The organism is Pseudomonas sp. A-B-19, from assembly GCF_019947515.1.
Taxonomy (GTDB): domain Bacteria; phylum Pseudomonadota; class Gammaproteobacteria; order Pseudomonadales; family Pseudomonadaceae; genus Aquipseudomonas.
The window spans coordinates 1-12,470 of record NZ_JAGYGN010000053.1; the positions used below are offsets into that span (position 1 = coordinate 1).

Sequence of the window (12,470 nt, forward strand, 5' to 3'; positions counted from 1 at the left end):
GCCCACCCGTCGCCCCCCAGCAAATTCACTGACATATCTGTTGACAGTTTTACTCTTGCACCTCTATAAATGCGCACGTTGTACGACAACCTACAACATCTGCAGCACCAAAAATAAATCCAAAAAATGATGGTGAAGTGATGAAAGTCAAAGGCATCCGCTGGTGGATGGTCGGTCTGGTGACGGCCGGCCTGATGGTCAACTACCTGGCTCGCAATACCCTGTCAGTGGCCGCTCCGACCCTGATGAGCGAAATGAACATCTCCACCGAGCAGTATTCGCACATCGTGGTCGCGTGGCAGGTGTGCTATGCGCTGATGCAACCGGTGGCCGGCTATATCATCGATGCCATCGGTACCAAAATGGGCTTCGCCATTTTCGCCTTCGCCTGGTCGATCGCCTGTGCACTGGCCGCGCTGGCGACGGGTTGGCAGGGCCTGGCCTTTGTCCGCGGTCTGCTTGGCCTGACCGAAGCGGCGGGGCTGCCGGCAGCGGTCAAGACCTCCACAGAATGGTTCCCGGCCAAAGAGCGCTCGGTGGCCATCGGCTGGTTCAACATCGGTTCATCAATTGGTGCCGTACTGGCGCCACCACTGGTGGTCTGGGCGATTCTGCACAGCGGCTGGGAACTGGCGTTCCTGATCGTCGGCGGCCTGGGCGTGGCCTGGACCTTCCTGTGGATGGTGCTCTACAAACATCCGAGGGATCAGAAGCGCCTGAGCGACGAAGAGCGCGACTACATCCTCAGCGGTCAGGAAGAGCATTTCAAAGACCCGACCACGAAAAAAGGCAACTGGAAAAAGATCATCGGCAACCGCAACTTCTACGCCATCGCCAGCGCGCGCATGCTCTCCGAGCCGGCCTGGCAAACCTTCAACGCGTGGATTCCGCTGTACCTGATGACCGAACGGCACATGAACATCAAAGAGATCGCGATGTTCGCCTGGCTGCCGTTCCTCGCCGCTGACCTTGGCTGCGTGCTCGGCGGTTACTTGAGCCCGTTCTTCCACAAGTACTGCAACGTGTCGTTGTTCACCTCGCGCAAGATGGTCCTGTTGTTCGGTGCCTCGTGCATGATTGGCCCGGCCTGCATCGGCCTGGTGGCCAGCCCATACACCGCGATTGCGCTGCTGTGCATCGGCGGCTTCGCTCACCAGACCTTGTCCGGTGCGCTGTATGCGATCACCTCCGACTCCTTCGGCAAGAACGAAGTGGCCACCGCCACCGGCATGGGCGGCATGTTCGGCTATCTGGGCGCAGCCGCGTTCACCCTGGTGTTTGGCGTGATGGTGACCAAGATCGGTTACAGCCCGCTGTTCGTGGTGCTGGCGATTTTCGACATCGTCGCCGCGTTCATCGTCTGGACGGTTGCCCGTGAGATCAAGCCTCAGGTGGCTCCAGCTTCTGAAGCGGGGCAGACACTGCAACCTGCCAGCTGAAATGCAAAACCTGTGGGAGATCGTCATTTGAGCGACCAGGCCAACGCGCTATGCTGCCCCTCACTGCCACCGACCGAGACGCTGCCATGTCCGCCCCGAGCATGACCCTGTACCACAACCCGCTCTCCCCCTTCGTTCGCAAAGTCATGGTGCTGCTGCACGAAACCGGTCAACAGAACCGCGTGGCGTTGCAGACCAGCGTGCTCACCCCGGTCAACCCGGACCTGACCCTGATCGACGACAATCCCCTGGGCAAAATCCCGGCGCTGCGCCTGGCCGATGGCAATGTCATCCATGACAGCCGGGTCATCCTCGACTACCTCGATCAGCAGCACGTCGGCAACCCGCTGATCCCCCGCGAAGGCTCGGCCCGCTGGCGACGCCTGACCCTCGCTTCGCTGGCCGACGGGATCATGGACGCGGCTGTGCTGGTGCGCTACGAAGTCGCCCTGCGCGCCCCGGAAAAACACTGGGACGAGTGGCTCGACGGCCAGCGCGACAAGATCCGTCGTGCCTTGGCATTGCTGGAAAAGGACGCGATTGCCGAGCTGACCTGCCATTTCGATGTGGCCGCGATCAGCGTGGCCTGTGCACTGGGTTACCTGGACCTGCGCCATCCGGATCTGGATTGGCGCACAGCGAATCCGCAACTGGCGGCATGGTATTTCGAGGTGAGTCAGCGGCCTTCGATGATTGCGACGATGCCGAAGGTTTAAACCTGCAAAAGATCAGCAATCGGGCTTGTCCGCCGTGAAGCGCCGTGCAGGATTCACCGCCGCCCCGAACTCGCGCAACGCCTTGGCGCCAATCAGCAACGGGTAGTTGAAGCTGCTGCGGTCGGTGAGGTTGACCTCCACGGTGCGCTTGACGTTACCCAGGCACAGCTCCAGATCGACCACTGGGCGCTTCGTGGGAGCGACTACTTCGCTGTCATCTTCCTCCTCTTCGGACCGGGTCTTGATCTTGCTGATACGCGCGACCTTGTGTTCGTAGACCTGATTGCTCGCATTCTTGGTGCCGAGTCGGAAACGCACCCAGTCTTCACCATCGCGCTTGAAGGTTTCGATGTCCTTGGCCGACAGCGACGCGGTCAGGGCGCCGGTGTCCATTTTGGCCTTGAGGACCTGTCCGCCGATTTCCGGCAGGGCGATGTATTCGTAACGCCCATAGAGGGTCGGCTCGGCGGCCATGACCGGCAGGGCGATGAGGGACAGCAATGCAAGGAGGGATTTCACGTAATGGGTTTCCATAAGAGTGAACAGCCGGATTTTAGACCGCTGTCCGCTTGATCGTTCCCACAAGGTTACCGACCCCAAAGTGAAACATTCGTCACCGCCGATTTGGCCTGTTGCCCGAAGCTGCTTATCATGGCGCGCCCAACCGCTTCCATGAGTGACTTATGCGCCGCCTGCTCACCGGCTGTTTCGTGACCCTGCTGCTTGTGCTCAACACTCTGGTCCTGATCGGGCCATTGCTGGTGTTTGCTCTGCTCAAACTGGTCCTGCCCGGCCGTTTTCGTGATTACGCCTCATGGGTGGTGATGTGGATCGCCGAGACCTGGTCCGAGATCGACAAGCTGATCTTCCGCCTGTGCATCCCCACCCAATGGGACATCCATGGCGGTGACGATCTGCGCCGCGATACTTCGTATCTGGTGATCAGCAACCATCAATCCTGGGTCGACATCCCGGCGCTGATCCAGACGCTGAACCGGCGCACGCCATTCTTCAAATTCTTCCTCAAGAAAGAACTGATCTGGGTGCCCTTCCTGGGCCTGGCGTGGTGGGCGCTGGATTATCCGTTCATGAAGCGCTACAGCAAGGCGTTCCTGGCCAAACACCCGGAACTGGCGGGCAAGGATCTGGAGATCACCAAACAGGCCTGCGAGCTGTTCAAGCGCCAGCCGGTGACGGTGGTCAATTACCTCGAAGGCACGCGTTTCACGGCGGCCAAACGCGCTCTGCAACAGTCACCGTTCAATCACCTGCTCAAGCCCAAGGCCGGCGGGGTGGCCTTTGTGCTGGCGGCGATGGGTGAGCAGCTGGATGCGATTCTCGATGTGACGGTGGTTTACCCGCAGCAGAAAATTCCGGGGTTCTGGGACTTGATCAGCGGCAATGTGCCGAGGGTCATCATCGATATCCAGACCCGCGAACTCGACCCGGCGCTGTGGCAGGGCGATTACGAAAACGATCCGGTGTTTCGTGCAAAAACCCAGAACTGGGTCAACCAGCTCTGGATCGAGAAGGACCGGCGAATCGACGCCTTGCGCGCCGGGCGCCGCTGAATCAGCTGCCGGTGCCGGCACCCCAGATCCCGCCCAGGCTGCTCAGCAGCGAACCGCCGACGCCCTGCTGACCGAGGTATTGCAGGAGCACCGGGGCAAACTGGCCGATCATGCCGCTGTCCATGCCCAGGGCGCTGAAGGCGTTGTTCAGGTCGTTGGTGTCCTTGACGTTGCCCAGAGCATTGTTCAGCCCTGCGGCTTTGCCGCTGGAGCCGAGCAGACCGGCCAATGCACCCAACTCGCCGCCGCCGGAGAGCATGTCGATGCCCGGCACGCTTTGGGCCAGTTCCGAGTAGTCAGTCGAACTCAACTGGTTCTTCGCCAGCCCCAGCATCGCCCCGGCACCGCCGATGGCTTGCTGTGGTGTGATGTTCAATTGAGTGAGCGTGCTCAGCAGGTCGGCTGTCTGCGGTGTTGGTGCAGCAGTCGCGGCCGCGTCACCACCCTTCATGCCCGAAATCGCATTGGCCGCATCGTTCAGGCTGAACTGTGCAAAAGCCGGGCTGGCGGACAGTGCCAACAACGAAACCAATGCAATGCCACGTGAAATCTTCATCCAGACATCCTCTTGTGCCCTGAAACCATCCGAAAGCCGGCGGTAAAACTGCCGGTTTGACCAGGCATCCTCAATCATGTTCCTTGCCGCGCATCCGTTTTTACACAGGTCACGTATAAGAAACGTGAATCCCTGGATGCCGCGCGATGAATGGCACCACTGAGCAGCCGACGGGGCTGGTATTGAATCAGGAACCTTGGCAGCCGGTTGAAAAAAATATCCAAACAAAAACGGCGACCCGAAGGTCGCCGTTTTATTTGGCCTGCAGACTTACGCCGCGCTGAACATCTTGTGCGGATCGATCACAAACTTCTTCGGCACGCCGGCATCGAACTCGCCATAACCCTGGGGAGCCTGATCCAGGCTGATCACCTGAACGCCCACCACTTCGGCGATGTTGATACGGTCCCACATGATCGCCTGCATCAGTTGGCGGTTGTACTTCATTACCGGAGTCTGGCCGGTATGGAAGCTGTGGGACTTGGCCCAGCCCAGACCGAAGCGGATGCTCAGGCTGCCCATTTTCGCGGCAGCGTCGACAGCACCCGGATCTTCGGTCACGTAGAGGCCGGGGATGCCGATCTTGCCTGCCACACGCACCACGCCCATCAGCGAGTTGAGCACAGTGGCCGGGGCTTCGTGTTTCACGCCGGCATGGCCGTGGCCGCGGGCTTCGAAACCTACGGCGTCGACGGCGCAATCCACTTCTGGTTCACCGAGCAGTGCGGCGATCTGTTCGTGCAGCGGCGTTTCCAGGGACAGGTCGGCGATTTCAAAGCCCTGGGCCTTGGCGTGAGCCAGGCGAACGGTGTTGACGTCGCCGACGATCACCACCGCCGCACCCAACAGACGGGCCGAAGCGGCTGCAGCCAGGCCAACCGGACCGGCACCAGCGATGTACACGGTGCTGCCCGGGCCAACGCCAGCGGTCACCGCGCCGTGGTAGCCGGTCGGCAGAATGTCGGAAAGGCAGGTCAGGTCGCGGATTTTTTCCATCGCGCGATCGCGGTCCGGCAGCTTCAACAGGTTGAAGTCGGCGTACGGCACCATGGCGTATTCGGCCTGGCCACCGGTCCAGTCGCCCATGTCGACATAACCATAGGCACCGCCCGGACGTGCCGGGTTAACGCTGAGGCAGACACCTGTGTGCATTTCCTTGCAGGAACGGCAGCGCCCGCAAGCCACGTTGAACGGTACGGACACCAGGTCGCCGATTTGCAGGTTTTCGACGTCGCTGCCCTTCTCGATCACTTCACCGGTGATTTCGTGGCCCAGTACCAGGCCGGTTTGCGCCGTGGTACGCCCGCGCACCATGTGCTGGTCGGAACCACAGATGTTGGTGGACACCACACGCAGGATGACAGCGTGTTCAATCTTCCTGCCGCGCGGGTCCTGCATTTTCGGATAGTCAATACTCTGCACTTCGACCTTGCCAGCGCCGAGATACACCACACCACGATTACCAGACATGCTTTCACCTCGCTGTTGTTTTTATGAAACCGCGTTGCCCAGGCAGGCAGCGCGTTAAGTGCTCGGGTTATTGCCTATGTGTCTTGTGTCGTCTGTTTTGACCCCATCGCGAGCAAGCTCGCTCCCACAGGGTTTTGTGTCGTTCACAAATTTTGTGTCCACCCTGGTCCACTGTGGGAGTTGGCTTGCCAGCGAAGGCGATCTAAAGAACGACCGTACGATTGGCGTTCAAAAACACTCGTCTTTCTATGTGATAGCCAACGGCTCTCGCCAGCGTCAGCCCTTCGATATCCCGCCCCTTGGCGATCAGATCTTCCGGGTAATGACTGTGATCCACCGCCTCGACGCCCTGGGCAATGATCGGGCCTTCATCCAGGTCGTTGTTGATGTAATGCGCCGTGGCGCCTACCAGTTTCACGCCCTTGTTGTAGGCCTGGTGATAAGGCTTGGCGCCCTTGAACCCGGGCAGCAGGGAGTGGTGGATGTTGATCGCCTTGCCATCGAGCTTGCGGCACAACTCCGGCGACAGTACTTGCATGTAGCGCGCAAGGATCACCAGTTCGGCACCGGACTCTTCGATCACCTGCCACACCTGACGCTCTTGGGACGGCTTGTCGTTCGGATCCAGCGGGAAGTGGTAGTACGGAATCTGGTGCCAGTCGGCCAACGGCTTGAGGTCCGGGTGGTTGGAGACCACGGCAGCGACGTCCATCGACAACTGGCCGATGCGTTGGCGATAGAGCAAGTCGTTGAGGCAGTGATCGGCCTTGGAAACCATGATCACCACTTTCGGACGGTAGTTCGGCGCAGTCAGTTCGAAGATCATGCCAAAGGCGTCGCCACGCTCGGCCAGGCCTGCGCGGAACGACTGCTCGTCGAAGCCATCGGGTTGACGGAATTCCACACGAATGAAGAAACGGCCCGAGAGCCGGTCATCGAACGAATGGTGCTCGGTGACGTAGCAGCCCTGCTCGAACAGAAAGCGGGTCACCACGTCCACCGTGCCGAGCAGGCTTGGGCAGTCGGCGGTCAGAATCCATGTGTCTGGGGCGCGGCTCATGGTGCGGGGACTCCTGTTCGTTTATTGGCAACCGCTGCGCGGTTGTTCGCTGGCAAGCCAGCTCCTACAGAATTGATATCGACCATCGATCGGACAACACGGTCAATTGTAGGAGCTGGCTTGCCAGCGAAAGCAATCTCAGGCCTGAACGCTCAGTCCGAACTCGGCAGAAGCATCCTGCAACCACAGCCACCAGTAATCCGAGAAGCTGCGACGAATCAGCAGTTCCCAAGTGTCTTCAGCGGTGTGACGGATCATCAGTTGCGACTTGGCGAACACCGTGCCGACAGCTTTGCCCACCGGGAAGTTGTTTGGGTGCACGTCGTAGCTGGTGGACTTCATCAGCACCTGGCGCACGTTCGGGCCGCTCAGTTCGAGGACTTGCTGGCCACCGCTGACGTTGACGATTGCAATGTGCAGATCGCCCAGCGCTTTGCGCAGTTTCTGCTCGGCGGCGAACTCTTCACCGGTCGGCACGATCAGCAGCCATTCATCCGGCCCCATCCATTGCAGGCTGGTTTCGCCTTTGACGATGACGCTCAGCGCGCCCGGCAACTCGATGCCAAGGGCCTTGTGCACGCCCGCGGCAAACGCGGCATCGTGACCATCGCCACGAATGGTCAGGTGGCCGAGGAGTTTTTTCTCGCGCACGGTCACGCCGGCGTTCTTGCGACCCTTGCCCACCAGGCTGGCGAGGTCGGCGTGATGCAGCGACGACTCGGCCTTGGCCCCGGAGGTTGGGCGTTGTTGGTAAACATTGGCTGCGGTCATAAAGCACCTGTTCTGAATTCTGTTGGTTCCGGCCCTTGTAGTGGCGGCAGCTGGCATCCCACAGGACCCAAAGCCTTTACACGTTCTGGCGTTCGCCTTTCGGATCGAAGAACACCGAAGGAACGATCTCCGCCTCGATCACGCTGCCGTCGGCCAGCGGTGCGAACACGCGCTCGCCCATGCGGTTCAGACCGCCTTTGACCACGCCCATGGCGAACGAATAGCCCAGGGAGTTGTGCAGGTAACTGGAGGTCACGTGACCAACCATGGTCATCGGAATCGCTTGCTTGGTGTTGAACACCAGCTGCGCACCTTCCGGCAGCCATTTGTTCGGGTCGATCGGTTTCAGGCCAACCAGCTGCTTGCGCTGATCACGCACGCAGTCTTCACGGTTCATGCCACGCCAGCCGATCCAGGAGAACGGTTTGGTGCGACCGACACACCAGCCCATATTCAGGTCGTCCGGGGTCATCGAGCTGTCAGTGTCCTGACCGACGATGATGAAGCCCTTCTCGGCCCGCAGCACGTGCATGGTTTCAGTGCCGTACGGGGTCAGGTTGTACTTCTTACCGGCGTCGACGATTTTTTCCAGCACGCCCATCGCGTAGTCGGCCTGCACGTTGACTTCGTACGACAGCTCGCCGGTAAACGAAATCCGGAACACCCGCGCCGGCACACCACCCACCAGACCTTCTTTCCAGGTCATGAACGGGAAGGCTTCGTTGCTCAGGTCGATGTCGGTGACTTCGCTGAGCAGCTTGCGGCTGTTCGGCCCGGACAAGGTCATGGTTGCCCAGTGGTCGGTGACGGAGGTGAAGTACACCTTCAGGTCCGGCCATTCGGTCTGGTGGTACAGCTCCAGCCACTGCAGTACGCGAGCCGCGCCGCCAGTGGTGGTGGTCATGACGAAGTGGTTCTCGGCCAGGCAAGCCGTCACGCCGTCGTCGAACACCATGCCGTCTTCTTTGCACATCAGGCCGTAGCGCGCCTTGCCCACGTCGAGCTTGGTCCAGGCGTTGGTGTAGACGCGGTTGAGGAACTCGCGCGTATCCGGGCCCTGGATGTCGATCTTGCCCAGGGTCGAAGCATCGAGCAGGCCGACGCTGTCGCGCACGGCTTTGCATTCGCGCTTGACTGCCGCGTGCAGGTCTTCACCGGATTTCGGGAAGTACCACGGACGTTTCCACTGTCCCACGTCTTCGAACTCGGCGCCGTTCTTCAGGTGCCATTGATGCAGTGCGGTGTAGCGTACCGGCTCGAAGATATGCCCACAGTGACGACCGGCCACGGCGCCAAAAGTCACCGGCGTGTAGTTCGGACGGAACATGGTGGTGCCCATCTGCGGGATGGTCACGTTCAGCGAGCGGGCAGCGATGGCCAGGCCATTGACGTTGCCGAGCTTGCCCTGATCGGTACCGAAGCCCAGCGCGGTGTAGCGCTTGACGTGCTCGACCGACTCGAAGCCTTCACGGGTCGCCAGTTCGATGGCGGCGGCGGTGACGTCGTTTTGCAGGTCGACGAATTGCTTCGGTGCCCGTGCGGTGTTCTTTTCATGCGGCACCTGGAACAGCGCCAGGGTCGGTTCTTCGAGACGGCTCAGAGCTTTGGGCAGTACGCTTTCGACAGTCTGGAACCCGGCTTCAGCGGCGGCGCGAGCGCCTCCTTCAAAACCGTCGGCCAGAGAATCGCCGAGGCCATAGACGCCGTTGATGCCACCGACACACACGCGTTTCTGCGGTGCTTCGCCCGGTACGAAACCGAGGATGTCTTCGCGCCAGATCGGCTTGCCACCCAGGTGAGAGGCCAAGTGAACAACCGGGCTGTAGCCGCCGGAGCTGGCCACCACGTCGCATTCGAGCCATTCGCCAGGGCTGGTCACGGTGTGGGCCTTGACATCGATGGCGGCCACACGGGCAGCGGTCACGCGCTTGCTGCCACGGGCTTCGATCACGGCGCTGCCGGTGAGGATGCGGATACCTTTGGCGCGTGCTTCTTCCACCAGCGCACCACGCGGGTTGCTGCGGGCGTCGGCGATGGCCACCACTTGCAGGCTGGCATCGAGCCAATCCAGGGCAACGCGGTAGGCGTGGTCGTTGTTGGTCGACAGCACCAGCTTCTTGCCCGGTGCCACACCGTAACGGCGCACGTAGGTCGAGATGGCGCCGGCGAGCATGTTGCCCGGCACGTCGTTGTTGCCGTAGACCAGTGGACGCTCGTGAGCGCCGGTCGCCAGCACTACACGCTTGGCACGGACCCGGTGGATGCGCTGACGCACCTGGCCAATCGGTGCGCGGTCGCCGAGGTGGTCGGTGAGGCGCTCGTGAATGGTCAGGAAGTTATGGTCGTGGTAGCCATTGACGGTGGCGCGCGGCAACAGCAGCACGTCCGGGGTATTCTTCAGTTCGTCGATGACACTGGCGACCCACTCGGTCGCAGGCTTGCCGTCGAGGCTTTCGCGGGAATCGAGCAGGCTGCCGCCGAACTCTTCCTGTTCATCGGCGAGGATCACCCGGGCACCGCTGCGCGCAGCCGCCAGGGCAGCCGCCAGACCGGCAGGGCCGGCACCGACGATCAGCACGTCGCAATGCTGGTTCATGTAGTCGTAGGTGTCCGGATCATTCTCGGTCGGCGAGCGACCCAGGCCGGCGGCCTTGCGGATGTACTTCTCGTAAGTCATCCAGAACGATTGCGGGTACATGAAGGTTTTGTAGTAGAAGCCCGGTGGCATCAGCTTGCCGCCGACCTTGCCGAGAATCCCCATCATGTCGTTGTTCACGCTCGGCCAGCCGTTGGTGCTGGTGGCGACCAGGCCTTGATACAGCGCCTGTTGCGTAGCGCGCACGTTAGGGATCTGCGTGGCTTCGGTGGCGCCGATCTGCAGCACCGCGTTCGGCTCTTCGGCACCGGCGGCGAAGATGCCGCGCGGACGGGAATACTTGAAGCTGCGACCGATGATGTCGACGCCGTTGGCCAGCAGTGCAGCGGCCAGGGAGTCGCCTTCGAAGCCTTTGTAGTTCTGGCCGTTGAAGGTGAAGGTCAAGACTTTGTTGCGGTCGATCCGTCCGCCGTTGGACAGGCGATTGATCTGGCTCATACCTTCTCTCCCAGAGCCGTGCTGGCCGCTTTCGGGCTATCGGTCTTGTCAGTGAATTGTGGCTTGGTGCCGATCTTGTAGGTTTCGAGAATCTCGTAGGTCACGGTGTCGCGGGTGGCGTTGAAATACTGACGGCAACCGGCAACGTGATCCCACAGTTCGTGGTGCAGACCGCGCGGGTTGTCGCGGAAGAACATGTAGTCGCCCCACTCCTCGTCGGTGCAGGTGTTCGGGTCCAGTGGACGCGGGATGTGCGCCTGGCCGGATGCATGGAATTCCTCTTCGGAGCGCAGTTCGCCACAATGAGGACAGAAGATATGCAACATAGGGATTTCTCCTGTTAGTGGGCGACTGCTGCAGCGCCGTGTTCGTCGATCAACGCACCGTTGTGGAAACGGTCGATGGAGAAAGGTGCGGCCAACGGGTGCATTTCACCCTTGGCCAGGCTGGCGGCAAACACGTTGCCCGAGCCAGGTGTGGCCTTGAAGCCACCGGTGCCCCAACCGCAGTTGAAGAACATGTTCGGTACCGGGGTTTTCGAGATGATCGGGCAGGCATCCGGCGTGGTGTCGACGATGCCGCCCCACTGACGGTTCATGCGTACGCGCGACAGCACCGGGAACATCTCGACGATGGCCTGGATGGTGTGCTCGATCACCGGGTACGAACCACGCTGGCCGTAGCCGTTGTAGCCGTCGATACCGGCGCCGATCACCAGGTCGCCCTTGTCGGACTGGCTGATGTAGCCATGCACGGCGTTGGACATGATCACGCTGTCGATAATCGGCTTGATCGGCTCGGACACCAGCGCTTGCAACGGGTGGGATTCGATCGGCAGGCGGAAACCGGCGAGTTTGGCCATGTGCCCGGAGTTACCGGCGGTCACTACGCCGACGCGCTTGGCGCCGATGAAGCCCTTGTTGGTTTCAACGCCGATGCACACACCGTTTTCCTTGCGGAAACCGATCACTTCGGTCTGCTGGATCAGGTCCACGCCGAGGGCGTCGGCGGCACGGGCAAAGCCCCAGGCCACGGCATCGTGACGGGCCACGCCGCCGCGACGCTGGACGGTTGCGCCCATCACCGGGTAGCGAGTGTTTTTCGAGCAATCGAGGTACGGAATCTCGTCGGCCACTTGTTTGGCATCGAGCAGTTCGCCGTCGACGCCGTTGAGGCGGTTGGCGCTGACCCGACGTTCGGAATCACGGATGTCCTGCAGGGTGTGGCACAGGTTGTAGACGCCGCGCTGGGAGAACATCACGTTGTAGTTCAGGTCCTGGGACAGGCCTTCCCACAGTTTCATCGCGTGTTCGTACAGGTGCGCCGACTCGTCCCACAGGTAGTTGGAGCGAACGATGGTGGTGTTGCGCGCGGTGTTACCACCGCCCAGCCAGCCTTTCTCGACCACGGCCACGTTGGTGATGCCGTGTTCCTTGGCCAGGTAGTAGGCCGTTGCGAGACCATGCCCGCCACCGCCGACGATGACCACGTCGTAGACCTTTTTAGGGGTCGGCGTGCGCCACATTTTCTGCCAGTTTTCATGATGACTGAGAGAGTGTTTGAAGAGGCCGAAGCCCGAGTAGCGTTGCATAGTCATTTACTCCAAAACCGCACTCAGCGATAAACCGGGAAGTCCGCGCACAGGGCTGCCACTTGCTGCGCGACGTTGGCCTCGACATCGGCATCGCCGAGGTTGTCGAGGATGTCGCAGATCCAGCCGGCCAGCGTGACGCACTGGGTCACCTTGAAGCCGCGAGTGGTGACTGCCGGGGTGCCGATGCGCAGGCCGGAGG

Annotated in this window: 11 protein-coding genes and 1 pseudogene; 3 read left to right on the forward strand and 9 right to left on the reverse strand. The window is 61.0% G+C overall.

Translation table 11 applies throughout. The features are described from left to right. The first annotated feature begins 140 nt into the window (after nucleotides 1-140). Both KGA81_RS29700 and KGA81_RS29705 read left to right on the forward strand, forming a co-directional pair. Nucleotides 141-1,439 carry an MFS transporter gene (locus KGA81_RS29700; protein WP_223551225.1) on the forward strand — a complete coding sequence of 433 codons (1,299 nt, stop codon included), beginning with the start codon at nucleotides 141-143 and terminating at the stop codon, nucleotides 1,437-1,439. An 86-nt stretch (nucleotides 1,440-1,525) separates the two neighbouring features. Next, nucleotides 1,526-2,155, forward strand: a complete 630-nt coding sequence (locus tag KGA81_RS29705; protein ID WP_223551227.1) for a glutathione S-transferase — start codon at nucleotides 1,526-1,528, stop codon at nucleotides 2,153-2,155. Between the two features lie 12 nt (nucleotides 2,156-2,167). Here the strand turns inward: KGA81_RS29705 and KGA81_RS29710 are convergent, their stop codons facing one another. Beyond that, nucleotides 2,168-2,674 (reverse strand): ATP-dependent zinc protease, encoded by a 507-nt coding sequence (locus KGA81_RS29710; RefSeq protein ID WP_223551229.1) that lies wholly within the window; start codon nucleotides 2,672-2,674, stop codon nucleotides 2,168-2,170. Nucleotides 2,675-2,838: 164 nt separating this feature from the next. On the opposite strand from KGA81_RS29710, the gene KGA81_RS29715 reads away from it, so the two are divergent. Next, nucleotides 2,839-3,726 (forward strand): acyltransferase, encoded by an 888-nt coding sequence (locus KGA81_RS29715; RefSeq protein ID WP_223551231.1) that lies wholly within the window; start codon nucleotides 2,839-2,841, stop codon nucleotides 3,724-3,726. Nucleotide 3,727: 1 nt separating this feature from the next. On the opposite strand, the gene KGA81_RS29720 is transcribed toward KGA81_RS29715, so the two are convergent. The 8 genes and pseudogenes from KGA81_RS29720 to glyA form a co-directional block, all read right to left on the reverse strand. Beyond that, the gene (locus tag KGA81_RS29720) at nucleotides 3,728-4,282 is read right to left on the reverse strand and encodes a DUF2780 domain-containing protein (RefSeq protein ID WP_223551232.1); all 555 of its coding nucleotides are present in this window, start codon (nucleotides 4,280-4,282) and stop codon (nucleotides 3,728-3,730) included. A 270-nt stretch (nucleotides 4,283-4,552) separates the two neighbouring features. Continuing rightward, nucleotides 4,553-5,752 carry a formaldehyde dehydrogenase, glutathione-independent gene (fdhA, locus tag KGA81_RS29725; protein ID WP_223551234.1) on the reverse strand — a complete coding sequence of 400 codons (1,200 nt, stop codon included), beginning with the start codon at nucleotides 5,750-5,752 and terminating at the stop codon, nucleotides 4,553-4,555. A 202-nt stretch (nucleotides 5,753-5,954) separates the two neighbouring features. Then, the gene (purU, locus tag KGA81_RS29730) at nucleotides 5,955-6,812 is read right to left on the reverse strand and encodes a formyltetrahydrofolate deformylase (protein ID WP_223551236.1); all 858 of its coding nucleotides are present in this window, start codon (nucleotides 6,810-6,812) and stop codon (nucleotides 5,955-5,957) included. A gap of 138 nt (nucleotides 6,813-6,950) precedes the next feature. After that, nucleotides 6,951-7,583: a sarcosine oxidase subunit gamma gene (locus KGA81_RS29735; RefSeq protein WP_223551238.1), complete on the reverse strand. Its 633-nt coding sequence runs from the start codon at nucleotides 7,581-7,583 to the stop codon at nucleotides 6,951-6,953. Nucleotides 7,584-7,659: 76 nt separating this feature from the next. Then, on the reverse strand, nucleotides 7,660-10,677 hold the full coding sequence (locus KGA81_RS29740; protein ID WP_223551240.1) for a sarcosine oxidase subunit alpha: 3,018 nt from the start codon (nucleotides 10,675-10,677) through the stop codon (nucleotides 7,660-7,662). Further along, nucleotides 10,674-11,003: a sarcosine oxidase subunit delta gene (locus KGA81_RS29745; RefSeq protein WP_223456827.1), complete on the reverse strand. Its 330-nt coding sequence runs from the start codon at nucleotides 11,001-11,003 to the stop codon at nucleotides 10,674-10,676. The genes KGA81_RS29740 and KGA81_RS29745 overlap by 4 nt, the downstream gene beginning before the upstream one ends. Nucleotides 11,004-11,017: 14 nt before the next feature. After that, nucleotides 11,018-12,268, reverse strand: a complete 1,251-nt coding sequence (locus KGA81_RS29750) for a sarcosine oxidase subunit beta (RefSeq protein WP_007947735.1) — start codon at nucleotides 12,266-12,268, stop codon at nucleotides 11,018-11,020. Nucleotides 12,269-12,291: 23 nt separating this feature from the next. After that, nucleotides 12,292-12,470 (reverse strand): annotated as a pseudogene (gene glyA, locus KGA81_RS29755) (serine hydroxymethyltransferase); the annotation flags it as partial.